Source organism: Kosakonia sp. MUSA4, from assembly GCF_013085925.1.
Taxonomy (GTDB): Bacteria; Pseudomonadota; Gammaproteobacteria; order Enterobacterales; family Enterobacteriaceae; genus Kosakonia; species Kosakonia sacchari_B.
On record NZ_CP025697.1, the window covers coordinates 755,285 to 780,271 of the forward strand.

Below are 24,987 nucleotides of genomic sequence, written 5' to 3' on the forward strand. Positions count from 1 at the left end.
TACAGATTAGACCGGTGTGCCCTTGGGGCATGGCGGTAAACAGAATTTGCCTGGCGGCACTAGCGCGGTGGTCCCACCTGACCCCATGCCGAACTCAGAAGTGAAACGCCGTAGCGCCGATGGTAGTGTGGGGTCTCCCCATGCGAGAGTAGGGAACTGCCAGGCATCAAATTAGCAAGTCAAACCGGGGCAACAAACCGGTGGTTGTAAAGAAATTCGGTGGAGCGGTAGTTCAGTCGGTTAGAATACCTGCCTGTCACGCAGGGGGTCGCGGGTTCGAGTCCCGTCCGTTCCGCCACTTATTTAAACCGTATCTCTTACGAGATACGGTTTTTTTTCGTCTGTTGATTGTGCAAAAAAGGGCACGTATGCCCTGTATTCTACTCCCAGCGCTTCAGCAGCAAGCTGGCGTTCACACCACCAAAGCCAAACCCGTTTGATAACGCATAGCGCATATGCTGCGTCTGTGCCGTAAGCGCAACCAAATTAAGCCCCTCAGCCTCAGCATCCGGATGGTGCAGATTCAGCGTTGGCGGTACAACCTGATCGCGTAATGCCTGAATGGTGAAGATCGCTTCAATTCCTCCCGCAGCTCCGAGCAGGTGGCCAGTCGCCGATTTCGTTGAGGTAATGGCTATTTGGTGCGTACCAAATACGCTTTTGATCGCCGCCAGTTCCCCTTTATCTCCAACCTGCGTTGACGTGGCATGGGCATTAATATGCTGAATATCTGCCGGGCTAATACCTGCCTGCTTAATAGCTGCTTCCATCGCCCGACGCGCGCCGTTACCATCTTCTGGCCCGGCAGTGAGATGATGCGCATCGGCACTGGTACCATATCCGACCAATTCCGCCAGCGGTGTAGCACCTCGCGCCAGAGCGTGCTCCAGCGATTCAATAACGACGATACCTGCACCTTCTCCCATCACAAAACCGTCACGATCGCGATCAAAAGGCCGTGATGCCGTCTCGGGGTGATCATTAAAACTGCTGGATAATGCTTTTGCCGCAGCAAAACCGCCAAGACTGACACGATGGATCGCGGCTTCGCTTCCGCCGCACAGTGCAATATCCGCTTCACCGGCGCGAATCATTCGTGCTGCATCGCCAATTGCCTGCGCTCCTGCTGCGCAGGCAGTAACAGGCGCGCCAATCGGACCACGAAAACCGTGGGCAATAGACACGTGACCGGCAGCCAGGTTGGCGAGAAAAGAAGGGATAGTAAAGGGGGAAAGACGGCGCGGCCCGCGAGTATCAGTAGTGCGTACGGCATTAGCTATCTCATTGAAACCGCCAATACCGGTAGCAATCACTGTTGCGGTGCGGTCTCTTTCAGCTTGATCTTCTGGAAACCAACCCGCCTGAGAGAGCGCTTCCTGCGCTGCCACCATTGCAAACTCGATAAAACGATCCATTTTTTTCCGTTCCTTTGATGGGATCGCTACTGAGGGATCGAATCCATGTAGCGGATCATCTTCAATGGAAGGAACCTGTCCCGCAACTTTACAGGCAATATCTTCCACAATCTCCTCATCGAGTCGGGAGATCCCAGATTTTCCCTGCAATAATGCTTGCCAGACATGCGACACGCCGCAGCCGAGCGGGCTGACGATCCCCATTCCTGTCACGACGATGCGTTTTGTTGGAACGCTCATAACTCTTTCTCCTGAACTATCATGGCGTCTGCGGCTTTTTCATGAATGGAACAAGCAACGCAGCAATCAAAAAACCCAGCATAATTAACCAGAATGCATCCGAGAAAGCCTGGGTCCGCGCCTCCCGCATCGCTAATGCCGAAAGGTTTTTCAGTGCGGCACTGTTGGCTATTTCCGGCGAAACGCCCTGGCTCATCAACCGGTTAGTACTGTTTTGAATGAAATCCGTCACTGGAAGGCTGGCGTTATTGAGATGATCGGCAAGGCGGCTATAGTGAAAATTGGTTCGGTCATTAATCACTGTGCCGCACAGGGCGATACCGATGGCGCCACCAAGATTGCGCATCAAATTAAACAGCCCGGATGCCAGTTTCAGGCGCGTGGGCGGCAGACTACCCAGCGTAAGTGTGACCGTTGGTGCGACGGCAAACTGTTGCGCCAGCCCGCGAAATGCCTGCGGCAACAGCAGCTCCTGCGCTCCCCATTCATGGGTGAGAGGAATAAAGCTGTACATCGAAACCGCAAATCCCAGCAACCCCGCCATTAACAGCCAGCGTAAATCGACACGGTTGGCCAGCCAGGCATAAAACGGTATCGAGAGCACCTGGAACAAACCGGTAGAAAAAACCGCCAGACCGATTTCCAGCGCGCTGTAACCGCGAACCATCCCAAGAAACAGCGGAGTTAAATAGATCGTAGCAAAGATGCCGACCCCTGCCATAAACGAGAAATAGCAGCCCAGCGTAAAGGTTCTGTCCTGCAATGCCCGAAGATCCATCACCGGTTGCGCATGACGAAGGGTACGCACAATAAAAGCAATGCCACACAGCAACGCTATCCAGCCAGTGGTCGCCAGCGTTGTATCATCAAACCAACCCCAGCGTGGCCCTTCCTCAAGGGTGTATTCCAGGCACCCCAGTGAAACGGCGAGCAGGATAATGCTCAGGTAATCAGCTCCGCGCAGAAGCGAGGGGTCAGGCGTATCGATTTTTACCAATAGCGGAACCGCAACGGTGATGTAAATTCCGGGCAGAATGTTGATAAAAAAAAGCCAGTGCCAGTTAAAATTTTCAGTTATCCAGCCACCGACCGTTGGGCCAAGAGTCGGTGCCAGCGATGCCAGTCCGCCAATCGTTGCCGCGGCGATGACACGTTGTTTACCCTGGAAAAAAGCAAACGCTGTCGTAAAAACCAGTGGGATCATTGAACCACCCGCCAGGCCTTGCAGGGTGCGGAAAGCAATCATGCTTTGAATATTCCATGCCCAGCCGCACAGCAGGCTCATCACGGTGAAACCGGCCGCAGAAGCGGCAAACAGCCAGCGTGTTGACATAACCCGTGCCAGCCAGCCCGAGAGAGGAATAATGATGATTTCTGCGATCAGGTAACTGGTCTGGACCCACACCGTTTCATCGTCGCCAGCAGAGAGCCCACCGCCAATGTCCCGCAGTGAAGCTGAAACAATCTGAATATCAATAAGCGCGATGAACATGCCCACGCACATGCTGGCGAAGGCAAACACTTTCTGGCCGACCGGCATTGAAATGCCTTGTGACAGCGGTACTGTGCCAGTGCTGCTCATTGCGAGCTCTTTTCATCAACAGTGACGACGACAGAAAGCCCCGGACGCAATACATCAAGTTTCGCCGCATCACCTTCCAGCGCGATACGTACAGGAACACGCTGAACGATTTTGGTGAAATTTCCGGTCGCATTTTCTGCCGGGAGAATGCTAAACCGCGAGCCAGTTGCCGGTGAAACGCTGGCAACATGACCATGGAAAATATGACCCGGCAAAACATCGGCCATGATAGTGGCGCTTTGCCCTGGACGCATATGCGCCAACTGGCTCTCTTTAAAATTGGCATCAATCCATAAACCGTCAGCGGGAACCAGCGAAAGCAATTGCGTTCCGCTGTTGACGAAGGAGCCGGACCACGCACGACGGTTACCGATCACGCCATCAAACGGTGCCCGAATTTCGGTATAACTGAGATTTAATCGCGCTATCGCAAGGCTGGCCTGCGCTTGTACCAGCGCGGCTTGCGTCTGTTTTTCTTTGGCGTTCAGCACTAATAACTGGCGTTCAGCGACCGTCGTATCCGCCTGCGCTTTGCTCTCTTCCGCACGGGCGCGACGATAATCCGCAGAGGCATTTTCCCGCACCTGGGCGGAAACGGCACTGGACATCACCAGCGCGTTATAGCGGCGATTGTCGTTTGCGGACTTTTCCGTAACGGCTCTGGCTGCCGTCAGAGAAGCGGCCGAACCTTCAATGGTGGCCATTTGCAATTGTCGGGTGGCATCAATGTCGGCCAGCGCGGCCTGCTGGGCGGCAACTTCACCAATGGCCTGTTCAACGGCGGCCTGGTAGTCGCGATCGTCAAGACGGATCAATAGATCGCCTCTCTTCACTAACATATTGTCCTGAACCGCGATCTGCTGGATATAGCCGGAAACTTTGCTGGAAATGGCACTGATATCCCCGCCGACATAGGCATCATCAGTCGACTGAATAAAACGCCCGCTTTGCCACCAGTAAACGCCGTAGCTTGCACCCGCCAACAACCCTACCGTCAGTGCTATCAGCACCAGCATTTTTTTCTTTTTATTCAGCGTCATGATCGCGGCTCGCATGGTGTTGCGGTACGAATTTCTGCGTGTTATCGCCAGCCCGTTTTCGTAGCAGATAGTCGTGGCGGTAGTGGATCATCGGCGATGCCGCAGGGCCTGGAACCAGGGTGTATTTCTCCGGCGTGATGGGCTCACCGGTCGCTTTATCTACCAGGATTGCCTGGACCGGGCGCTGTGTTTCACGTTCAACCAGCTGAATTTGTGCCCCTTCCGGGGAGAAGTAGCGATTTCCCCATTCAGCCAGCGCAAGGATCACCGGGCGGAAGTCACGTCCGAGCTGCGTCAAATGGTATTCGTAACGTGGTGGCGTGTTGCTATAGCTCACCTTTTCCAATAATCCGTCATCCACCAGTTCTTTCAGGCGGCGAGAGAGAATATTCGGAGCAACGTTGGTGCTTTTCTGGAACTCATCAAAGCGCGTGAAACCGGCAAACGCGTCGCGCAGGATTATCATGCTCCAGCTATCACCAATGCGTCCCAGACTGCGGGCGATGGGGCAGGGAGCAGTGCAAAGCGGTTCATTTTTCATTATCTGGCCTGGAAATTTGCTGTGTCATTGCGCTCACGGTGACATAGTGACTATCAAAATGCAAGTTACTCAGCGCGCGCGTTCCCGCCGAACTATTGCTTCTCAGGCAAAAATCCTCTGCTTTTTATGCTCTTTTTCCTTACCCGGCGCCTGGTAATAATCTGCGCACTGACTTAGTAAGCGACGAAAGAGGAATTTTTATGTCTATCCCTGCATTTGGTCTGGGTACCTTCCGTTTAACGGATGAAGCGGTGATCGCTTCGGTAAAAAATGCCCTGGAACTGGGTTATCGCGTGATTGATACCGCACAGATTTACGGTAATGAAGAAGCGATTGGTAAAGCACTTGCTGAAAGCGGTGTGGCACGTGAAGAACTGTTTATCACCACCAAGATCTGGACGGAAAATCTGGGTGAAGCAAAGCTGATCCCAAGCCTGAAAGAGAGCCTGAAAAAACTGGGTACTGATTATGTTGATCTGACGCTGATCCACTGGCCTTCTCCAGGCGCAGAAGTACCGGTTGCAGTCTCTATGCAAGAGCTGATGAAGGCAAAAGCGCAGGGTCTGACCCGTCAGATTGGTATATCTAACTTCACCATCCCATTGATGGAAGAAGCGATCGCGGCGGTGGGAGCAGAGAATATTGCGACCAACCAGATTGAACTCTCGCCGTATCTGCAAAACCGCAAAGTGGTTGACTGGGCGAAACAGCACGGTATTCATATCACCTCTTACATGACGCTGGCTTATGGTAAGGCGCTGAAAGATGAAGTGATTGGCCGTATCGCGCAGAAACATAACGCTACGCCAGCACAGGTGATCCTGGCCTGGGCGATGGGGGAAGGTTATGCAGTGATCCCGTCTTCCACTAAGCGTGAAAACCTTGCCAGCAACCTACAGTCGCAGACACTTAAACTGGATGCAGCAGACAAAGCGGCAATTGCCGAGCTGGATTGCAATGATCGCCTGGTCAGCCCGGAAGGGCTTGCGCCGAACTGGGATTAAGCGATGGAACAGCGGGAGCCTGCGCTCCCGTTATTATTTCTCTCCTGTCTGCGGTAAATGCTCGCTGACAAAATCGATAAAAGCGCGGATGCGGGTGCTCACTGCCCGGTCGCTGTAGTAGACGGCGCTGAAAGGCATTTCCACCGGCAGACGCTTATCCGCCAGCAAATCAACCAGCTCTCCACTCGCCAGTTCTTTGTCGATCATATAGTCCGACAGGCTGGCAATGCCATTTCCGCTCAGGCATAAATGTTTCAGCGTTTCACCGCTGTTCGACGCAATATCAGGTGTTACTTCATACAGTTGACCATCGGCAGCGGCAATGGGCCAGACGTTAAGCGAAACCGGCTCGGTAAAACCAAGGCAGACGTGATTGCTTAATTCTTCCACCGTTTCCGGTTTTCCGTGGCGAGCAATATATTCCGGCGAAGCGATAATTTTGCGATAGCTTTTAAACAGCGGACGGGCGCGCAGGCTGGAATCGGTCAGTTTGCCTACACGGATCGCAACATCCACTTTACGTTCGATCAGGTTGATAAAAGTTTCACTGGAGACCAGTGACAGTTTGATTTCCGGATAGCGCTCGCGAAACGGTTTTATCAACGGCATCAAAAAATGCAGCACCACAGGTGTTGCTGCGTCGATGCGTAACATTCCGCTGGGCGTGGAGTTGGTTTCCATGATCTCGGTTTCTGCTGCCGCCATTTCCTGCAGGACGTTTTGTACGCGCCGAAAGTAGCGCTCGCCTTCTTCAGTCAGGCTGAGCTGCCGCGTGGTGCGATTAAGCAAATTAACCCCAAGCTTATTTTCCAGCTTCTTTACCGCGCGGCTGATGGCCGAGTTGGCTTGTCCCAGGCGTTCCGCTGCCCGGCTGAAGCTGCCGCTTTCAACAACGGCAACAAAAATGGCGAGTTCTTCTGAGGTGGTTTTCATTATTGCCTCTGTAGCAACATTTCAACGATATTTTTCATCCATAAGTTATTTAACCATGTTGCCAGAGAGGGGGCTACAACGGTGTTCATTACTGATGTCACTGAGTACTTACTCACCAGAACAGGGCGTTTTTCTGGTGATTGAACGTTGAAACTCGGTGTTAAAATCCCTATAACTGAATGACCACCCGATGTTGGGGCGGACATCAAAGAGGTTTGAAGCCGAAAGTGCCAAAAAATACCTATGCCATGCGATATGTTGCCGGACAACCCGCGGAGCGAATCTTACCGCCGGGGTCTTTCGCGAGTATTGGCAAGGCGCTGCCCGCAGGCGTTCCGCTAAGTAGCGACGAAAAAATTCGCGTTCTGGTGTGGAATATTTTCAAGCAGCAGCGCGCGGAGTGGCTGTCGGTACTGCAAAATTTTGGTAAAGATGCGCATCTGGTTTTACTGCAGGAAGCGCAAACCACGCCGGAACTGGTCCGGTTTGCGACCACTAACTATCTTGCGGCTGATCAGGTTCCCGCCTTTGTTTTACCGCAGCACCCTTCGGGAGTAATGACCCTTTCCTCGGCGCATCCGGTTTATTGCTGCCCGCTACGCGAACGTGAGCCGATCTTACGTCTGGCAAAATCGGCGTTAGTCACGGTTTACCCGTTACCTGATTTACGCAATCTGATGGTCGTAAATGTGCATGCGGTTAATTTCAGCCTTGGCGTGGACGTTTACAGCAAGCAATTACTACCAATTGGCGATCAGATATTGCGTCATCACGGGCCGGTGATCATGGCTGGCGATTTTAATGCCTGGAGCCGTCCGCGCATGAATGCTCTGTACCGCTTCACCCGGGATATGTCTCTGCGGCAGGTGCGCTTTACCGACGACAATCGCCGGCGTGCCTTTGGTCGACCGCTCGATTTTATCTTTTACCGCGGGTTAAACGTGGAGGAAGCTTCAGTTCTGGTGACCCGCGCGTCGGATCATAACCCACTGCTGGTGGAGTTTAGCCCTGGCAAAGCCGGGAAGTAACACGGCGAAAAGGCAAAAAAAAGCACCGTGGGGAACGGTGCTTTTTTAATGGGCTTAAATCAGGAATCCGGCGTGGCGCTGTTTTTCACAAAGAGCGTCAGTTGATCGCCAGGCTGCAAATTATCCGTATCGTTGTTCCAGCGCATTACATCCTGGATGTTAACGCCGTGACGTTTTGCGATACTCGATAGCGAATCACCTTTGCGCACGCGATACGTAATGCTGTCGCTGTTGCGGGCAAGACGCTGCGCACTGCTGCCTGCGCCAACCGTCAGGTTCTGACCGATTTTCAGGTTTGCGCCGCGAAGGTTATTCCACTGCTGGAGATCCTTCGTGGTCACGCCGAGGCGTGAGGCAATCGCTGAAAGCGTGTCGCCTGAACGAACTTTGTAGCTGCGACTGGTCAGCGGGGTGTTATCCGCCACCAGGGTTGGCTGTACAGCGGCGATTTCGCCGGAGGCCAGAGATTCACGCAGTTGATCGGCGTGTTTCTTCGGTACCATCACGTACTGTGGCCCAACGGAACCGAGCGTGGAACCTTTAACGCCAGCGTTAAAGGTTTTCAGCTTGTTCACAGAGATGCCAGCCATTTCCGCCAACTGAGCAACTTCAACCGGGCTGCTCAATCTGACTCGCGCCAGGGCACGACTTTCGTCCGGCGTTGGCAAATTAACGCCATAACGCTTGCTGTTCTTGAGAATATCGCTCAATGCCAGCATTTTCGGCACGTAAATTTTGGTTTCCTGCGGCAGTGAGAGCGACCAAAAATCAGTGGGTTTACCCCGTGCTTTGTTCGCTTTTATTGCCTTCAGTACACGCCCTTCACCGCTGTTATAGGCGGCTACGGTCAGTAACCAGTCGCCGTCAAACATACGATTCAGACGCTGCATCATGTCGAGTGCGGCTGTTGTAGACGCCACAATGTCACGACGCGCATCGTAGCTGCGTGTCTGTTTTAAACCATAATTTCGCCCAGTGCTCGGAATGATCTGCCAAATGCCTGCGGCATTGGCGCCAGACGTCGCGTGTGGGTTAAAAGCGCTCTCCACTATGGGTAGTAGTACCAGTTCCATGGGCATGTTACGTTTTTTAACTTGCCCTGCTATCCAGTACATATACGGCTCTGCCCGTAAAGTTACATCGTGGAGATAGCTCTTATTGCTTAAATACTTCAGTTTCTGTTCGCGAATCCGGGCATTTTCCGGAATTCCCATCTTTAGCTCGTCGCTAATGGAGGTCCACAAGTCACTGTTATTCTGGGCGGCAAATGTTCCATCGTCCATCCACCGCGCCTGACTAGTAAACTTCCCTGCTTCCCCTTGACCAGCTGCAGAAAGGCTCTGTGCGTGCTGTTGGACCGTGCCGTCGTGCTTAGACGCCTGGCACCCCACGAGCAGGACAGAGGCGAATAATATCGCTTTTGCCTTCATGTGTGTGTCAATAGTAGTTGCTTAAAAGACGAGCGATAATAACGGCGCAGCTCAGAAAAGGCAACCAGGAAATATCAGAAGTTATCTTTCTTTGCCCGTAACCATGCGAAACGCTCTTCAGGGTGTTGCAAATTTGTTTCTTTGTTAATTACATCAATTAAATCAATATCTTTTGTTCGTAAAAATAAATTAATTCGACGCTCGTTTTTCAGAATTACGGGTAGTGTTTTTTGATTTTTTGCACGTAACTCCTTCACTTCTCGATAGTATTCGTTAAGTACAGGATCCTCCGGCAGGATACTGATTGCAAACTTCATATTTCCTAAAGTGTATTCATGTGCGCAACAAATGACCGTCTCATCCGGAAGGTCGTTTATCTTACAAAACGATTGATACATCTGGGTTGCCGTACCTTCGAAAAGCCTGCCGCATCCGCCGGAAAAGAGCGTGTCGCCGCAAAATAGATAAGGAAAGCTAAAGAAACAGATATGTCCTAAAGTGTGACCGGGCGTGGCGAATATAGAGAATTCGTGCCCCAAAACAGAAATGACCTGGCCATCAGCAACAATATGCGTAGCACCTTTATCTTGCGTCTCTGCGGGCCCGTACACCACAACGTCGGGATACCGCTGGCGCAGCTCTTTCACGCCGCCAACGTGGTCATTATGATGATGTGTTAAGAAGATGGCTTCCGGCTGCCATTGTTTCTCTTCAAGGGTTTGCAGCACCGGCGCGGCTTCGCCCGGATCGACAATCAGGCAGCGTCCGTTATCATTGTTCAGTACCCAGATGTAGTTATCCTGGAAGGCGGGAATACTGTTAAGATTCATAAAATACCTCTCAAAGCGGAGCGGAAGGTGGTGATGAAACCGGCAAGGACTCCTCAGACATTCGTAGCACCCGTAAGCTGGAATGATTTACCCAAAGGCGCATATTACCGTGAGGCGCTGGAAGGAGAACTCAAGCCCTGGTTTGCAAAAATGTATGGTTTTCATTTGCTTAAGATCGGCAATCTCAGCGCAGAAATCAATGCCGAAAGTTGTGCTGTTTCCCATCAGGTGAATGTTTCCCTGGCTGGCGAGCCAATGCAGGTTCGTGCCGATCCGCTGCATCTGCCCTTTGCGGAAAAATCCGTTGATGCCTGCCTGCTGGCGCACACGCTTTCCTGGTGTACCGATCCGCACCGTTTATTGCAGGAAGTGGATCGTGTGCTGATTGACGACGGCTGGCTGGTGATGAGCGGCTTTAATCCGATTAGCCTGCTCGGCCTGGCGAAGGCCGTACCGTTTGCCCGCCGCTCGCCAGCCGTCAAAAGCCGCATGTTTACTCTGATGCGCCAGTTCGACTGGTTATCACTGCTCAATTTCGAAGTGTTACATTATAGCCGTTTTCGCGTGCTGCCATGGACGAAGCAGGGCGGTAAACTGCTTAGCTCGCATTTACCCGCGTTGGGGTGCATGCAGTTGATCGTCGCCCGCAAACGCACCATTCCGTTGACGTTCAACCCGATGAAGCAGAGCCGTAATAAAACCCCAGTGCGCCAGGCTGTTGGCGCAACGCGCCAGTCTTAAGCCTCTGGCTGATAACCAACATCTTCCTGTGTCGGGTTCATCGCTGCCGCTCGCGCCAGCTCATCGCAGCGCTCGTTTTCCGGGTGGCCGGCATGGCCTTTGACCCATTCCCATTTAATTTGATGCTGGCTGAGCGCTGCATCCAGCCGCTGCCAGAGATCGACATTCTTCACCGGTTTTTTCTCTGCGGTTTTCCAGCCGCGCTTTTTCCAGTTGTGGATCCACTGGGTAATCCCCTGGCGCACATACTGGCTGTCGGTGCTGAGCACAATTTCGCAATGCTCTTTTAATGCTTCCAGCGCCACGATAGCGGCCATCAATTCCATGCGGTTGTTGGTCGTCAGACGATAACCTGCGCTGAAGGTTCTTTCATGCTGGCGATAGCGTAAGATGGCGCCGTAACCGCCAGGACCTGGGTTACCGAGACAAGATCCGTCGGTGAAAATTTCTACCTGTTTAAGCATCTCTGGTAGACTTCCTGAGTTGAAAACGACAAGTCTGACATAAATGGCCGCTATGAGCACTGCAATTACACGACAGATCGTCCTCGATACCGAAACCACCGGTATGAACCAGATCGGCGCCCACTATGAAGGGCACAAAATTATTGAAATCGGCGCGGTAGAAGTCGTCAACCGACGACTCACCGGCAATAACTATCATATCTACCTGAAGCCCGATCGGCTGGTCGATCCCGAAGCGTTTGGCGTTCACGGTATTGCCGATGAATTCCTGCTGGATAAACCCACGTTCGCCGATATCGCCGATGAATTTATTGATTATATTCGCGGTGCAGAGTTGGTGATCCATAACGCATCGTTTGATATCGGCTTTATGGACTATGAGTTCGGCAAGCTGAATCGCGGGATCCCAAAGACAGACACGTTCTGTAAAGTCACCGATAGTCTGGCGCTGGCGCGTAAAATGTTTCCGGGCAAGCGCAACAGCCTCGATGCGCTCTGTTCTCGTTACGAAATCGACAACAGCAAACGTACGCTGCACGGGGCGTTACTCGATGCCCAGATCCTCGCTGATGTGTATCTGATGATGACCGGCGGCCAGACATCGATGAAATTTTCGATGGAGGGCGAAGGGCAGTCTCAGATGGGAGAAATGGGGATCCAACGCGTTGTCCGCGCTGCCAGTAAGCTGCGCGTTGTTTTAGCCAGTGATGACGAGCTCGCAGCCCATGAATCACGCCTGGATTTGGTGCAGAAAAAAGGCGGAAGTTGCCTCTGGCGCGGCTAAATCAGGTACTTATGCATGAATATTTGCTGCATAGATGATTTTTGCAGCAAATGATTAGAAACAGAAGAAAAAGCGTTGACGGCACCAGACGCAATACGTAATATGCGCCTCGTTCCCCTAACGGGAACGCAGTGGAGCGGTAGTTCAGTCGGTTAGAATACCTGCCTGTCACGCAGGGGGTCGCGGGTTCGAGTCCCGTCCGTTCCGCCACTATTCAGAAGGCCTGAATCAGCAATGATTCAGGCCTTTGTCATTTCAGTTCTCCGCTTTATCACTTTGCCGTAAGGCGGGTGCTCCCGTTCTTATACAACCGCTAACGTTGCTGGTTTCGCCGGAATAACTCTCTTAATTCATGCCTTATCCACCGGAGCATCCAGTGGGTAGGGATTTTTATGAATACGGTTGTAGTTCAGGGCATACAAAGCGGTGATGATCATCAGCGTGACGAACGACCACATCACCTCTTTCGCGCCGGAGCCGACAACGGCCCAGATGCAGTAGATAAAGGCAATAAAGGTCAGCAGCAGATATACAGGCCGCGCTTTACCGAAGTGGCCATGACCAAGCAACAGCAACGCTGCACAAGTATAAAGATAAGGCACAAGGGTAAAGATTACGGAAACGGATGACACCAGAGCAAACTCTTTTGCCGCGTTTGGAGAGATGCTGCTGAACTGGAAGATAGTCATCAATACGCCGACGATAACCAGCCCGACAACTGGCGTACCGGCTTTGTTCACGCGAGCGAAAAGAGGAGGAAACAGACCGTCGTCAGCCGCCGCTTTAGCGGTCTGACCCGCCAGCAGCGTCCAGCCACCGAGCGAGCCAAGACAACCCGCCGCCGCGCAGAACGAGACAATTGCCCCTGCGGTGTTCCCCAGCGCCATGCGCGCCGCATCGCCGAAAGGGGACGCTGAGTTGCGCAGGGTCTCATTGGGGAGCATTCCCATGATGGCGGTCGTCGACAACACGTAACAGACGGCGGCAATCAGTACCCCGCCGATAGTGGCGATAGGCACATTACGTTTTGGATTTTTCACCACGCCAGCGGCAACCGATGCGCTTTCGACGCCAATAAAGGACCACAGCGTGACATTCAGCGTACTCTGGATGGCGCCGAAGGTATTGAGCCCGCTAACGTTCCAGGCGGCCATATAGGTTTCCCCACGAAACCAGAACCAGCCAAAAACGGCGATACCGACTATCGGGATCAGTGCCAGTACGGTGGCTACAGCCTGTACGCGGGTGATCATTTTTGGCCCGACGATATTCAAAAGAACAAAAATCCACAGTATGACGACGCAGGTCACGGTCAATACCATAGGATCTTTGAGGATCGGAAAGAAGTAACTCAAATAACCGACCCCAATCACCACCATCGCGATGTTCCCCACCCAGCAGGCAAGCCAGTAGAGAACGTTGGTTTGATAGCCTAAAAAGGGGCCAAAACAGCGGCGAGCGTAGGCATAAGAACCGCCGGGGCTGGGATCGAGGAACGACATTTTGGCGTAGACCACCGACAGCGCTAACGCGCCGGTAATGGTAACGAGCCATCCGTAGATGGCAATCCCGCCAGTAGCGGCCAGATTGGCGGGTAACAGAAAAACGCCCGATCCCATAATATTCCCGGAAACCATCAGAGTGACGGGGATCAGGCCTACTTTGTGCGCATCAACGTCGGTCGTCATAATCATTCTCCTGAAGGTGATTCAGGGGAAATAATACCGCGCAGAACGTGTAATTTTAGATTGCCCAGCGGGGTATATCTGTTGCCGATATTATTAGAGCTAATGTTACAACAATATCTGCCGGAAAATATTACTGGCGATATTGGGAAATATAATGCAATGGTGTCGTGCCATAAAATGCCTTAAATACTGAAATGAAATATGAGGTACTACGATAACCACACAGTTGAGAAATCTGATATATATTTTTATCCGCCATTAATAGCTGCTGAACCGCGTAGCGCATTCGGCAGTCGGTAATTATCTGGCTATAACTGGTGTTTTCATTTTTGAGTTTCTTTTTCAACAGGCTTGGGCTAAGGCAAAGCGCGCTGGCCACCTGGCTTAAACTCCACTCTTTATGAATATCATTTTGGATAATTTGGTAAACGCTATCTTTTGCGCTGCGTCTTAGCATATGCATTAACAACGCAATAAACCGGGGATGATCAAGAAACAGGGAAAGCTCGGTGAACAGTAAAGCACGGGTTCTCTCAATTTCACAGCTTTCAGTGGTTTGCAGTATGCTATGCAGCGCAGCCTGACGAAACACTTCCGGCGTTCGGCAATAGCAGGAGATTACGGGCACAGCAAGTCTGGGCCACGGGCTAACCTGCGTTAAATCCTTATTCAAAAATTGCAGGTAATCATTCAGTACAGGTTTGCTGATATGCGCGACCAGTTCTTTGTTGAAGGATGATAAATCAATAATGTTATTATCACAGGAAAGGAGTGTCAGATGGTTTGCTGGTAATGCCAGCGGTGGGTTATCATTGATTTTAGCCTCAACATCCCTTTCTGTTAAAACCACCACGCATGGCGTACGACTACAAAGTCTCATTCTCTCACTCCATGAATACGAATAAGCAAATTACTCAGCAGAAATGAAAGCGTAGCAGGCATAAAAGACTCTGCCAGATAATTATTGGCGGTGAGATGGATAAGATTTTTCTGTAAATAAAAAGTTCCACCACTGGAAATGTAGTGGGTATGTCATTTCAGGTGCCGGACAAAGATGGTGGAATAATACGTTTCCTTTAAAATACAACCACAGGAGCGGAGTTTTTGCAATTGACGACATCCGCTCCTGTATGCACTCCCGTTGAGTGCAAAAGGTTTTAACGGAAGAGTTATAAACTATAGATGCTTTTTAATTTTCTCCCACTCTTTTTTCACCTCGCTTTTAAAGTTGGCCTTTTTATTTTCAGTACAGGCCTGAACAACAGCGGGTGTTACAGTTGTAATTCCCTGAACATCCATAACGGCATCTTCAGGTTTGTCTTTATTATTTAATGCTTCCGCGAAACCTACAGCCGTTGGCTGAAATGATGTCTCCAGTGCAAGAAAATCCTCGCATGTCCAGCTGTTAACTGGCTTTTTATTTTCAGCCGCCTGGCTTAATGCTGGAATTAATAACAGGCTACCGAGAATGATGCATGATGTTTTCTTCATATTACTATCCTTAGCTATTCATTTAATAAGACCTCATAACTATATCACCGCCGAAGAACGGGTGCAGTGACTAATAAGGGCACCATAATATGGCATAAAATAATAAAGCAAAGAAAATCAAATTGGTATAACAATCCTAAGAATAAAACATCAGAAGTTATTACTAAAAATGGTTTGTCGCTTTGAAAGTGGAGTGTTGTACATTTAAAATGTTTTTATTTGGTCGTAGGGATTGAACTTATCATTAGCGGGGTGAGTTGCTTTGGACTTGCTCATCGGTTTAGCAAATTACACACTCAATAAAAAACCTGCCTGAACCAGGCAGGTCTGGAAAGCGAGGAATTGTTTAAAAATAGGGCGATATTTTCAGTGTCGCAATATCGCTCATTCTTCGGAGTTTTAATTTTAGCATGATATTAAATTTTTGGCTGCGTAAGGTCTGCTCAGAAATATTCAGGGTGGAAGCGATTTTGTCAGGATCTTCCTGGTTTAAAAAGTGACTAACAATTTTAAACTGATTGTGTGAAAATCCTATTTGTGGTCTGTTAGAGAGGATTCTGTTTTCGGTTAAAAGCGAGAGCCAGTTTTCTAACTGCATTTTTCTGCTCACGAAAAAAAGCGCGGCGCGTGTTTTTATTTTACTAATGCGAAACGGTGCCAGTAAAAATATGTTGCCCACGTTCAGCGATTTTAAAATGTTAACTGTTTTATCGTCGAGCACATTATTATGGTACACATCAATAATCACTTTGCTCGACGCATCAGTCAGATGATTATTAATGTCCGAAATTTTAGCGATCTTTATTATTTTTTCCTGTTTTAAAAGGTGCTCCACACCCCGAAAAAGGAATATGTCTTTCGTCATTATGAAGATCATAAACGGGCTCCTGTTGAGACTGTCATCCTTTTTGCCTCACGCTTTGATGCACATTACGTGATACATACCATTGATAATATCGGTGCCTTCGGTTTCATGTTCAAAGCCAGGAAACTCATGATCCCAGGATTGTAGCGCGCGTAAATAGGCAATCTGCGGGCTGGTATTGCCACCAAAGCTTTCCCCGGATAGCAGCATCGGAATTCCGGGTGGATACGGGATAACGGAGTTGGCCGCAATGCGGTTTGCCAGACCTTCAATCGCGACCCTCTCGACGTTATCGCAGACAATGGCTTGATATGCTTCACGCGGCGTCATCATCGCATACGGCAGAGAGGCGTAGGCAGCATTCAGGCTTCGACCCGGGTTGTTGATTTTCAACCAGCCGAACATTTTGTTGCCTAAATCGCGCACGCCCATTTCGGCGTAGATCGCCGGATAGTGATTGACCAGCTCAGGCATCACCTGCGATAGCGGCGCATTGCTATCGTAATGGTGTTTAAAGGAGCACAACGTATTAATTAACGTGCCCCATTTTCCGCGGGTAATCCCCATAGAGAAGAGAAACATTATCTGGAAATCGGTGGTGCGGGTCGGCACGATACCGTGACGACCAAGCCATGCGGTGACCAGCGCTGCGGGTACGCCGTCCGCCAGCAGGTTACCATCGTCACCCATTCCGGGCGCCAGAATGCTGACTTTTATCGGATCCAGCATGCTCCAGTTATCCGGCAAATCTTTAAAGCCGTGCCAGGTTTCTCCCGGACGCATAACCCAGCAGCTCTGATCGTGGCCCAGCAGTTCTGCTGGCGCGTCCTCAAAGGCTATCTCCTTACCGGTTTGTGGATCGACCAGTTTCTCTTTGTTCCACGGTTTGAAGAACCAGTCATCGTTGTTGGTAAACTCGCGGTAGAGGCGCGCCATCGCCTGACGAAAATCAACAGCCTCGTCGATGACTTCCTGAGTGAGAGACAGACCGCTGTTGCCGTCCATCATCGAGACCGCAATATCGTTTGACGCACAGATGGCGTACAGCGGCGACGTGGTGGCATGCATCATATAGGCCTGATTAAACCGCGAAAAATTCACCGCGCCGCGCCCTTCGCGCACATGAATGTATGAGGCCTGAGAGAGCGCATTCAGTAATTTGTGTGTGGAGTGGGTGGCGAAGAGCGTTGGGCCAGTATGATCCCCGGGCGCGCCGCGCATGGCGTAGTGATCGTTGTACACCGGGTTGAAGCGCGCATAGCCGTACCAGGCTTCGTCGAAGTGAATACGATCGCAGGTTTGTTCCAGCAGGATCTGGGCATTTTTGGCGTTATAGCACACGCCATCATAGGTACAGTTCGTGACGACGCTATAAGACGGTTTATGCGCGGTGTGCGCTTTGATAAGCGGGCTGGTGCGGATTTTTTCCTGCAACGTTTCCGGCTGCATCTCGTGCGGATAGATAGGGCCAATGATGCCGTAGCGGTTACGGCTTGGCACCATATAGACCGGCTTCGCCCCGGTGAGGATCAGGCCCTGCTCAATCGATTTATGACAGTTACGGTCAATTACCACCACATCATCATCGGTCATACAGGCCTGCATAATGGTACGGTTGGAGCCGGAAGTCCCGACGACGACAGACCATGAGCGGTCGGCGCCAAACACCCGCGCGGCGTTCTTTTCGCTCTCGCCGAACGCACCGGTATGGTCGAGCAGAGAGCCCAGTGATGCCCGCTCGATTCCCATATCGGTACGGAACAGGTTTTCGCCGTAATAGTCGTGGTACAGCCGTCCTGCTGGCGTTTTAGTAAAACCAACGCCGCCCTGATGGCCCGGCGCGGCCCAGGAGTATTCATGAATGCCGCTGTATTTCACCAGCGCAGAGAACAGCGGCGGCAACAAAAGTTTGCGGTAGCGGGTCATTGCTGCAACCGCGCGTCCGGCAATGAAATCGGCGGAATCTTCCAGAATCCAGGCAAACTCATCGATAAGTTCCACCAGTTGCAGATCCATCAGCGCGGTGGCTTTTTCACGCTCTCCGAGCAGGAATACCGGTACGTTTTGCTGACGTTCGTGCAGCTTATTCAGCAACTGGCGAACGCGCTGATGCTCATCATTTTCGTTCATCTGATAGCTGAACATCAGGCAATCAATGGCTTCATTGGCGGAGATGATAGCGTAACCATCATCGAGTGAAGTGGATTGTATTACGTCAATATTCTGGCGGCGTAACGCAATGGCCAAACGGGCTACCGCCGCTCCGACCCAGGTATCCTTGTGCAGAAATTCACTTTCAACAATGAGTATTTTCACATCGTTAACCCTGTGTAGTGGTGGGATGCGATATTAAATACGCTGCACGTGGAGGGGAGTAAATGGCCGCTGCGGGGTTATCGACAGGGGGATTATTTTTATGGCTGATTCTGATATTTGGCGTTAAAAAGGCCTGAGCGTCATGGTTCTGGCAATTGCCGTTTCTGCCTGCGCGCTCACTGGTTAAGCGAGCAATATACCGCTGGCGTTCAGCGCGTCAGGCGAAGCTGTTGTAAATTGCCATCAAGTTGCAAATCGGTTTGCAGACGCGCCACATCCCGGCAGGTAAATGCCATCGCCCGGTGAGCTTCCAGTTTCTGCCGCCACTTCTCCGGTACCGCTTCGAGGTTTCCGTATAGCGCCTCCAGCGTTGGAAATGTGCTCAGCAATTGCGTTGCGCTTTTCGGACCGATACCCGCCACGCCCGGTACTTTCGAACTGCTGATCCCCGCCAGGCCCCAATAATCCGGTAATTGCCCTGGCGTAACGCCATACTCCTGAGCAATAAAGGGCGCGTCCAGCCAGCGTTTCTGAAAGTAGTCGCGAATGCGGATCGTCGGGGAGAGCAACTGGCAGTAGCCTTTGTCGGTTGAGACAATCGTCGCCTGTTGCCCGGCCTGCGCCATTTTCACCGCCAGCGTCGCAGCAAGATCGTCGGCTTCGTTGCCAGGCGTTGTCCAACAGCGGATCCCGCGTTGTTCGAAAGCCGCGCGCAGGAATGGCATTTCCGTCTGTAGGGTATCCGGCATGGGAGGGCGGCCCGCTTTGTAATCCGGCAGCAACTGGTGGCGCCAGCCCTGATTACGGGCCTCATCATCAAAAACCGCGACGGCATGGGTTGGCTGACTGTGGATAATCAACTGCTCCAGCGCATGCAGGCAGGTATCCACACAGGGTGAACCTTGCACCGCATGAATACGGCGAATCAGATTGAGTGCGTCAACAATGAGCAGATGAGCCACAGATACCCTCCTTGAAATCATCCGCTAAGGGTATCATCGCACGCCTGGCGAGGCTATAAAGCAGGGCATAATCAGGAAGATGCCTCGCAAAACGAGGCATCTGATGCGGGATTAGTCGCAGGAAACGATCTTCATCGCCAGCCCGCCGCGAGAGGTTTCACGGTATTTGGCGTTCATATCTTTTCCGGTTTCATACATTGTTTCGATAACTTTATCGAGGCAGACGCGCGGTTCACTGGTGCGACGCAGCGCCATTCGCGCCGCATTGACCGCTTTCACCGAGGCAATCGCGTTACGCTCGATACAGGGCACTTGCACCTGGCCGGCTACCGGGTCGCAGGTCAGACCGAGGTTGTGCTCCATGCCGATTTCCGCCGCGATACAGACTTGCGCCGGGCTGCCGCCCAACAACTCTGCCAGCCCAGCCGCCGCCATCGAGCAGGCGACGCCGACTTCTCCCTGGCAGCCCACTTCCGCGCCGGAAATGGAGGCATTCATCTTATACAGCGAGCCGATGGCGCTGGCGACCAGCAAATAACGCGCCAGTGAATTGGCGTTAACCTGGCGGATAAAGCGATCGTAATACGCCAGTACCGCCGGCACGATCCCGCACGCACCGTTTGTCGGCGCCGTCACCACACGCCCACCGGCGGCGTTCTCTTCGTTCACCGCCAGCGCGAACATATTGATCCAGTCAACCACGGCCATCGGGTCGGTGCTGGTTTTATCGCTGCTGACCAGCATACGGCGCAGCGCAGCGGCACGGCGCGGAACGCGCAGTTTGCCAGGTAATACTCCTTCCGTTGCGATGCCGCGTTCTATGCCGCCCTGCATCACTTCCCACACGCGGGCGAGATGCTGTTCCAGCTCGGCTTTGCTGTGTAGCGCCAGTTCGTTTTTCATCATCAACCCGGAGAGCGATAAACCGGTCTCCTGGCAATGGCGCTGCAAATCGGCGGCGGTTTGGTAAGGGTAGGGCACTTCGACCGGCGCGCTGGTGGGTTGGCCAAAGTGTTCTTCGTCAACGATAAACCCGCCGCCGATGGAGTAATAGGTCTGGCTGTAGAGCACCTGCTCGCCCGCAAGCGCAGTAATACGCATGCCGTTTTCGTGCAGTGAGAGGTTATCCGCATGGAAATTCATGCATTGATCGACCGGAAACTCCACTTCATGCGCTTCGTTGGCCAGCTGCAGGCGGCCATGGGTATTAACATCCTGAATAAAACCCGGAATGGCATCAATATCGACGCTATCCGGCAGATTCCCCGCCAGGCCCATAATAATCGCGATGTCAGTATGGTGCCCTTTACCGGTCAGGGATAGAGAGCCGTAAACATCCACCACGACGCGGGTTACGTCGTGCAAAATGCCACGAGCAATCAGGTCGTCTGTGAACTGTTTACCGGCTTTCATCGGACCAACGGTGTGCGAGCTGGACGGCCCGATACCGATTTTAAAAATATCGAATACGCTGATCATGACGCATTATCCATTGCTATAGGGGATGCGCCGCCCGACAGGACGGCGCGAAAAGATTAGCTGAACAGGGAGAAGAAGATCGCGGAGATGGCGATGAGCCCCATAATCACGATGAAGATGTTGCTGATAGCGCCGCTGTATTTGCGCATTGCCGGTACTTTCGCGATGGCATACATCGGCATCAGGAACAGGATCATCGCAATGATTGGCCCGCCCAGGGTTTCGATCATGCCCAGAATGCTTGGGTTCCAGGTGGCAACGGCCCAGGTGGTCAACAGCATAAACAGCGCGGTAATTTTATTCAGTTTGTTGATTTCGATGGATTTGCCTTTGCTGCGCAGAGACTTAATCACCATACCGTTAAAACCTTCACGCGCACCCAGATAGTGGCCGAGGAACGATTTGGTGATGGCGATCATCGCAATGATCGGCGCCATCCAGGCGATAACCGGCGCATTAAAGTGGTTCGCCAGATAAGAGAGAATGGAGATGTTCTGCTCTTTCGCCGAAGCCAGATCGGCGGGTGCCAGGCTCAGCACACAGCTAAACACAAAGAACATAACGGTCATTACCATCATGATGTGCGCGAAGGCCAGAATGCGGGAGCATTTACGCTCGGCTTCTGCGCCGTACTCTTCGCGCTTGGCAACGGCAAAAGAGGAGATGATCGGCGAGTGGTTAAACGAGAACACCATCACCGGAATTGCCAGCCACAGCGTCATCCACAGGCCATGGCCGGTGGCGGAAGCGCTGCTCAGCGACAGGGTTTCCAGCACGGCGCCGTTCCACTGCGGAATCAAGTACACCGCCAGCAGCATCAGCGCGATAACGAACGGAAATACCAGGATGCTCATCGCTTTCACAATCATCTGCTCACCGAAGCGCACGATGGTCATCATACCGACGATAAGGATCAACGACAGGATCGCGCGCGGCGGCGGGGTCATGCCCAACTGGTGGGTCATAAAGCTGTCCACGGTGTTGGTGATCGCCACGCTATAAACCAGCAGGATCGGATAAATCGCGAAGAAATAAAGCAGGGTAATCAACTTACCCGCGCCGATACCGAAGTGCTCTTCGACCACTTCAGTAATGTCTTCGCCCGGGTTTTTACCGGACAACACAAAGCGGGTCAGGCCACGGTGGGCGAAGTAGGTCATCGGGAAAGCAAGAATTGCCATGATGATGAGCGGGATCAGGCCGCCGACACCGGCGTTAATCGGCAGAAACAGAACGCCTGCGCCGATGGCTGTGCCGTAAAGGCCCAGCATCCACATGGTGTCGGTTTTGCGCCATGAACTGCGTGTTGCTACGGAGGTTCCTACACCAGTCTGAATGGTTTCCATTTATACATCTCCTGGGGAAGCAAAATACTGCCGTTGCAGACAAATCAAATGTCGGAAACGTCAGCGTCAATATTTAAGTCGGCCAATTACAGTTTTTTTATAATTTCTCCCTGTAACTATTTGCGGCGGAAAGATACAGATAAGTTATGGCAACATCAGTGATGCGGATCTCAAATGCAATAATCTACTTTTTATGTGGATATATTTAGACCATTTATCTGGCTAATTATTAACATGTGAAATTTATGAGCAAAAAGGCTAACACTCGCCAGATATGCGATCAAATAACGGGTGGCAGAAGATGATAAAAGCACTGCAAAACAACGTTTTTGCAGTTATTTATCGATATTAAAGGCGGTTGTTGTACATGAATTGCTGGTCAGCAAATGATTGGTTAAACGCGAGGTATAAGGGCGGGTTATGACTCCGCCCTGGAAAGGTCAATCAGGCACAAATTTCGTAGCACGGAATGTAAGCGGAACCCGGGAGTTTCATACGGTGCTGGGCGACAAAACCCTGCAACAGATCGTCCATTCGGCGCATCATGTCGCTGTCGCCGTGAATTTTATAGGGACCAAACGCTTCAATCGCGCGGATACCTGGCTCTTTCACGTTACCTGCCACAATACCCGAGAAGGCCCGGCGCAGATCCGCCGCCAGCACTTCTACCGGTTGGTCTGGGTAGAGTTTCAGGTTTGCCATATTTTCATGGGTCGGTTCGAACGGCACTTGCAGATCCGGCGCAATGCGAATCGACCAGTTGAAACTGTAGGCATCCCCGGTATCGCGACGGTTCTCTTTTACCAGCGGCATGGCTTTTTTCATCTGACGCGCCACTTCAGCCGCATCATTAACGATGATGGTGTAGTGGCGACGCGCGGCTTCGCCCAGCGTATTGACAATAAATTCGTCCAGAACGCGGAAGTAGTCCGCACTCTCTTTCGGCCCGGTGAGGATCAGCGGCAGCACCTGATTTTTGTTCGCCGGATTCATCAGGATCCCCAGCAGATAGAGCAGCTCTTCTGCCGTGCCCACGCCGCCAGGAAAGATAATGATCCCGTGCGCGATGCGGACAAAAGCTTCCAGCCGTTTTTCAATATCCGGCATGATGATCAACTCATTGACCAGCGGGTTCGGCGGCTCAGCGGCAATAATGGATGGCTCGGTCATGCCGATAAAACGGCCATCCTTATAGCGTTGCTGCGCATGGCCAACGGCGGCGCCTTTCATTGGCGCCTCCATCGCGCCCGGCCCGCAGCCGGTGCAGATATTCAGCTCGCGCAGACCCAACTGCGTACCCACGCGGCGTGCGTAAAGGTATTCGGTTTCGTTGATCGAGTGGCCGCCCCAGCAAACCACCATATTTGGCGCTTCGCCGACGTGCAGGGCGCGCGCGTTACGCAAAATAGAGAAGACGAGGTTAGTAATATGGATCGAGCTTTCCAGATTTAAATGCTGGAAACGCCCGGCATTATGAATTTGCCCACTGACGAAGAGGATATCGCGCAGGACCGCGAACAAGTTGGCCTGCAACGAGCGGATGATCCGCCCGTCGACAAAGGCCTCTTCCGGCGGGTTAATCAGTTCCAGCTTCACGCCGCGTTCACGGCGCAACACATTGATATCAAAACCGACATTGCGGGAAAGCAGCTCTTTGCTACTATCCGTCAGGCTCCCTGAGTTCAGTACAGCGAGCGAGCAGTTGCGAAACAGTTGATAAAGGTCGCTGCTGGCCGTGCGTTTAAGCATATCGACTTCCAACTGCGACAGCATATCCATTGAGCCAAGCGGGCTAATATGTGTAATCAAGTGAACTCCTTAACGGGACGGAATTTATCTTCCCACTGATTACAATAGCCCTGGCTTATGACGTTTAACAACCCGGCGGGAAATGTTTTACTGACGTACCAGACGCCCGGTGGCAGGGATGAAATCGGTATTGGTACGCCACGGATTGATATCCAGCCCGCCACGGCGCGTGTAGCGTGCGTAAACGCTCAGTTTTTCCGGCTGGCAGAAGCGCTGAATGTCGGTAAAAATGCGCTCAACGCACTGCTCGTGAAACTCGTTGTGATGGCGGAAAGAGACCAGATAACGCAGCAGCTTCTCGCGATCGATCTTTGGCCCCCGGTACTGGATCTGCACTGAGCCCCAGTCCGGCTGGTGGGTAATGAGACAGTTTGATTTCAGCAGATGGCTAACCAGCGTCTCTTCAACCACTTTGCCGCTGGCAGCGTCCGTCAGCCACGCAGCGTCAAAGGCATAGCTCTCGATTTCAATATCCTGCTCGTCAATGCAGGTACCATGGAAATGGGCGATCGGCTGACCTTCCAGCTCATCAATACGGTACAGCGCCACGCTGACGTTGCCTTGCGCGCAGGCGCTCAAATCGCGTTGCAGAGTATCGCGTACCTCATCCCAACTGGCGAAGCGCGTCTGGTTAAAACTGTTGAGATAGAGTTTAAAGCTTTTCGATTCCACCAGATTCACGCTGGCGTAATCCAGTTCGACGTGGCCTACCGCCACCTGCGGCAAACCTTTGGCATTCAGCCAGGAGAGTTCATAAAGCGTCCAGATATCCGCCCCGTGAAAAGGAAGATTCCCGGCCGTCAGGCCCAGCGGATCGCGATTTAATGAACGGGGAACGCCCTGCAACAGGCTGGCGTCATAGGTGTCGCGGTAATCTGTGGTTTTGCCAAGCGTCAGGCCAGCCAGCGCCTGGTGGTTATCGTAAGAAGACATGTTTCATCGCCATTTTGCAGGTAAACTATTACGCAGAGTTTATCCTGGCTTAGATGAAGAGAGAAA

At 52.0% G+C, this 24,987-nt stretch carries 22 protein-coding genes, 2 tRNA genes and 1 rRNA gene; 7 read left to right on the top strand and 18 right to left on the bottom strand.

The features are described 5' to 3' along the window. The first annotated feature begins 49 nt into the window (after positions 1-49). Both rrf and C0557_RS03545 read left to right on the top strand, forming a co-directional pair. Positions 50-165: ribosomal RNA gene (gene rrf / locus C0557_RS03540) — 5S ribosomal RNA — on the top strand. A 56-nt stretch (positions 166-221) separates the two neighbouring features. Continuing rightward, positions 222-298, top strand: a tRNA-Asp gene (locus C0557_RS03545). 82 nt (positions 299-380) lie between these two features. On the opposite strand, the gene fabF is transcribed toward C0557_RS03545, so the two are convergent. Genes fabF through C0557_RS03565 form a run of 4 tightly spaced genes read right to left on the bottom strand, consistent with a single transcriptional unit; the run spans position 381 to position 4,818 of the window. Next, the gene (gene fabF, locus C0557_RS03550; protein ID WP_208657497.1) at positions 381-1,655 is read right to left on the bottom strand and encodes a beta-ketoacyl-ACP synthase II; all 1,275 of its coding nucleotides are present in this window, start codon (positions 1,653-1,655) and stop codon (positions 381-383) included. Between the two features lie 19 nt (positions 1,656-1,674). After that, positions 1,675-3,237, bottom strand: a complete 1,563-nt coding sequence (locus C0557_RS03555) for a DHA2 family efflux MFS transporter permease subunit (RefSeq protein WP_208657498.1) — start codon at positions 3,235-3,237, stop codon at positions 1,675-1,677. Continuing rightward, positions 3,234-4,277: an HlyD family secretion protein gene (locus C0557_RS03560; protein WP_208657499.1), complete on the bottom strand. Its 1,044-nt coding sequence runs from the start codon at positions 4,275-4,277 to the stop codon at positions 3,234-3,236. The genes C0557_RS03555 and C0557_RS03560 overlap by 4 nt, the downstream gene beginning before the upstream one ends. Further along, on the bottom strand, positions 4,264-4,818 hold the full coding sequence (locus C0557_RS03565) for a helix-turn-helix domain-containing protein (RefSeq protein ID WP_208657500.1): 555 nt from the start codon (positions 4,816-4,818) through the stop codon (positions 4,264-4,266). Before C0557_RS03565 ends, C0557_RS03560 begins: the two co-directional genes overlap by 14 nt. A gap of 200 nt (positions 4,819-5,018) precedes the next feature. Between C0557_RS03565 and dkgB the strand changes: the two genes are divergently transcribed. Then, positions 5,019-5,822, top strand: a complete 804-nt coding sequence (gene dkgB, locus C0557_RS03570) for a 2,5-didehydrogluconate reductase DkgB (protein WP_208657501.1) — start codon at positions 5,019-5,021, stop codon at positions 5,820-5,822. A 33-nt stretch (positions 5,823-5,855) separates the two neighbouring features. Here dkgB and yafC read toward each other — a convergent pair whose 3' ends face one another. Continuing rightward, positions 5,856-6,755 carry a DNA-binding transcriptional regulator YafC gene (gene yafC / locus C0557_RS03575; RefSeq protein ID WP_074776873.1) on the bottom strand — a complete coding sequence of 300 codons (900 nt, stop codon included), beginning with the start codon at positions 6,753-6,755 and terminating at the stop codon, positions 5,856-5,858. Positions 6,756-6,982: 227 nt separating this feature from the next. Here yafC and C0557_RS03580 point away from each other — a divergent pair, with 227 nt between their 5' ends. Next, positions 6,983-7,783, top strand: a complete 801-nt coding sequence (locus tag C0557_RS03580; RefSeq protein WP_074777055.1) for an endonuclease/exonuclease/phosphatase family protein — start codon at positions 6,983-6,985, stop codon at positions 7,781-7,783. Between the two features lie 59 nt (positions 7,784-7,842). Here C0557_RS03580 and mltD read toward each other — a convergent pair whose 3' ends face one another. Both mltD and gloB read right to left on the bottom strand, forming a co-directional pair. Beyond that, positions 7,843-9,213, bottom strand: a complete 1,371-nt coding sequence (gene mltD / locus C0557_RS03585; RefSeq protein ID WP_208657502.1) for a murein transglycosylase D — start codon at positions 9,211-9,213, stop codon at positions 7,843-7,845. Positions 9,214-9,287: 74 nt separating this feature from the next. Continuing rightward, complete coding sequence (gene gloB, locus C0557_RS03590; RefSeq protein ID WP_208657503.1) at positions 9,288-10,043, bottom strand: hydroxyacylglutathione hydrolase; 756 nt, start codon at positions 10,041-10,043, stop codon at positions 9,288-9,290. Positions 10,044-10,076: 33 nt separating this feature from the next. On the opposite strand from gloB, the gene C0557_RS03595 reads away from it, so the two are divergent. After that, positions 10,077-10,784 (top strand): class I SAM-dependent methyltransferase, encoded by a 708-nt coding sequence (locus C0557_RS03595; RefSeq protein WP_074776876.1) that lies wholly within the window; start codon positions 10,077-10,079, stop codon positions 10,782-10,784. Here the strand turns inward: C0557_RS03595 and rnhA are convergent. Continuing rightward, positions 10,781-11,248, bottom strand: coding sequence for a ribonuclease HI (gene rnhA, locus C0557_RS03600; protein ID WP_035889499.1), 468 nt, complete (start codon positions 11,246-11,248; stop codon positions 10,781-10,783). The two genes, C0557_RS03595 and rnhA, sit on opposite strands and share 4 nt — an antisense overlap. Before the next feature lie 52 nt (positions 11,249-11,300). Here rnhA and dnaQ point away from each other — a divergent pair, with 52 nt between their 5' ends. Together dnaQ and C0557_RS03610 are read left to right on the top strand one after the other, a co-directional pair. Then, positions 11,301-12,032, top strand: coding sequence for a DNA polymerase III subunit epsilon (gene dnaQ / locus C0557_RS03605; RefSeq protein WP_208657504.1), 732 nt, complete (start codon positions 11,301-11,303; stop codon positions 12,030-12,032). A 133-nt stretch (positions 12,033-12,165) separates the two neighbouring features. After that, positions 12,166-12,242 (top strand) — tRNA-Asp (locus tag C0557_RS03610). Between the two features lie 140 nt (positions 12,243-12,382). Here the strand turns inward: C0557_RS03610 and adiC are convergent. From adiC to queF, 10 genes are all read right to left on the bottom strand, one after another. After that, positions 12,383-13,720, bottom strand: coding sequence for an arginine/agmatine antiporter (gene adiC, locus C0557_RS03615; protein WP_208657505.1), 1,338 nt, complete (start codon positions 13,718-13,720; stop codon positions 12,383-12,385). Between the two features lie 130 nt (positions 13,721-13,850). Continuing rightward, positions 13,851-14,600, bottom strand: a complete 750-nt coding sequence (locus C0557_RS03620; RefSeq protein WP_208657506.1) for an AraC family transcriptional regulator — start codon at positions 14,598-14,600, stop codon at positions 13,851-13,853. Positions 14,601-14,896: 296 nt separating this feature from the next. Further along, complete coding sequence (gene hdeA, locus C0557_RS03625; RefSeq protein ID WP_208657507.1) at positions 14,897-15,211, bottom strand: acid-activated periplasmic chaperone HdeA; 315 nt, start codon at positions 15,209-15,211, stop codon at positions 14,897-14,899. A 346-nt stretch (positions 15,212-15,557) separates the two neighbouring features. Next, positions 15,558-16,088 carry a response regulator transcription factor gene (locus C0557_RS03630; protein WP_074776881.1) on the bottom strand — a complete coding sequence of 177 codons (531 nt, stop codon included), beginning with the start codon at positions 16,086-16,088 and terminating at the stop codon, positions 15,558-15,560. Between the two features lie 36 nt (positions 16,089-16,124). Beyond that, positions 16,125-18,392 carry an arginine decarboxylase gene (gene adiA / locus C0557_RS03635; RefSeq protein ID WP_208657508.1) on the bottom strand — a complete coding sequence of 756 codons (2,268 nt, stop codon included), beginning with the start codon at positions 18,390-18,392 and terminating at the stop codon, positions 16,125-16,127. A gap of 209 nt (positions 18,393-18,601) precedes the next feature. Then, a complete protein-coding gene (gene xni, locus C0557_RS03640; protein WP_253073779.1) occupies positions 18,602-19,354 on the bottom strand; it encodes a flap endonuclease Xni in 753 nt (250 codons plus the stop codon). Positions 19,355-19,465: 111 nt separating this feature from the next. Beyond that, positions 19,466-20,833, bottom strand: coding sequence for an L-serine ammonia-lyase (locus C0557_RS03645; protein ID WP_074776884.1), 1,368 nt, complete (start codon positions 20,831-20,833; stop codon positions 19,466-19,468). A gap of 56 nt (positions 20,834-20,889) precedes the next feature. Then, a complete protein-coding gene (locus C0557_RS03650; protein WP_208657510.1) occupies positions 20,890-22,179 on the bottom strand; it encodes an HAAAP family serine/threonine permease in 1,290 nt (429 codons plus the stop codon). Positions 22,180-22,623: 444 nt separating this feature from the next. Next, complete coding sequence (ppnN, locus tag C0557_RS03655; protein WP_074776886.1) at positions 22,624-23,988, bottom strand: nucleotide 5'-monophosphate nucleosidase PpnN; 1,365 nt, start codon at positions 23,986-23,988, stop codon at positions 22,624-22,626. Between the two features lie 87 nt (positions 23,989-24,075). Further along, on the bottom strand, positions 24,076-24,921 hold the full coding sequence (gene queF, locus C0557_RS03660) for an NADPH-dependent 7-cyano-7-deazaguanine reductase QueF (protein WP_208657511.1): 846 nt from the start codon (positions 24,919-24,921) through the stop codon (positions 24,076-24,078). Positions 24,922-24,987: the final 66 nt, after the last annotated feature.

Bases quoted from the DNA above. Each gene is read 5' to 3' on its own strand.
- fabF (WP_208657497.1), bottom strand. From the start codon at position 1,655: ATGAGCGTTCCAACAAAACGCATCGTCGTGACAGGAATGGGGATCGTC.
- C0557_RS03555 (WP_208657498.1), bottom strand. From the start codon at position 3,237: ATGAGCAGCACTGGCACAGTACCGCTGTCACAAGGCATTTCAATGCCG.
- C0557_RS03560 (WP_208657499.1), bottom strand. From the start codon at position 4,277: ATGACGCTGAATAAAAAGAAAAAAATGCTGGTGCTGATAGCACTGACG.
- C0557_RS03565 (WP_208657500.1), bottom strand. From the start codon at position 4,818: ATGAAAAATGAACCGCTTTGCACTGCTCCCTGCCCCATCGCCCGCAGT.
- dkgB (WP_208657501.1), top strand. From the start codon at position 5,019: ATGTCTATCCCTGCATTTGGTCTGGGTACCTTCCGTTTAACGGATGAA.
- yafC (WP_074776873.1), bottom strand. From the start codon at position 6,755: ATGAAAACCACCTCAGAAGAACTCGCCATTTTTGTTGCCGTTGTTGAA.
- mltD (WP_208657502.1), bottom strand. From the start codon at position 9,213: ATGAAGGCAAAAGCGATATTATTCGCCTCTGTCCTGCTCGTGGGGTGC.
- gloB (WP_208657503.1), bottom strand. From the start codon at position 10,043: ATGAATCTTAACAGTATTCCCGCCTTCCAGGATAACTACATCTGGGTA.
- C0557_RS03595 (WP_074776876.1), top strand. From the start codon at position 10,077: ATGAAACCGGCAAGGACTCCTCAGACATTCGTAGCACCCGTAAGCTGG.
- rnhA (WP_035889499.1), bottom strand. From the start codon at position 11,248: ATGCTTAAACAGGTAGAAATTTTCACCGACGGATCTTGTCTCGGTAAC.
- dnaQ (WP_208657504.1), top strand. From the start codon at position 11,301: ATGAGCACTGCAATTACACGACAGATCGTCCTCGATACCGAAACCACC.
- adiC (WP_208657505.1), bottom strand. From the start codon at position 13,720: ATGACGACCGACGTTGATGCGCACAAAGTAGGCCTGATCCCCGTCACT.
- C0557_RS03620 (WP_208657506.1), bottom strand. From the start codon at position 14,600: ATGAGACTTTGTAGTCGTACGCCATGCGTGGTGGTTTTAACAGAAAGG.
- hdeA (WP_208657507.1), bottom strand. From the start codon at position 15,211: ATGAAGAAAACATCATGCATCATTCTCGGTAGCCTGTTATTAATTCCA.
- C0557_RS03630 (WP_074776881.1), bottom strand. From the start codon at position 16,088: ATGATCTTCATAATGACGAAAGACATATTCCTTTTTCGGGGTGTGGAG.
- C0557_RS03645 (WP_074776884.1), bottom strand. From the start codon at position 20,833: ATGATCAGCGTATTCGATATTTTTAAAATCGGTATCGGGCCGTCCAGC.
- C0557_RS03650 (WP_208657510.1), bottom strand. From the start codon at position 22,179: ATGGAAACCATTCAGACTGGTGTAGGAACCTCCGTAGCAACACGCAGT.
- queF (WP_208657511.1), bottom strand. From the start codon at position 24,921: ATGTCTTCTTACGATAACCACCAGGCGCTGGCTGGCCTGACGCTTGGC.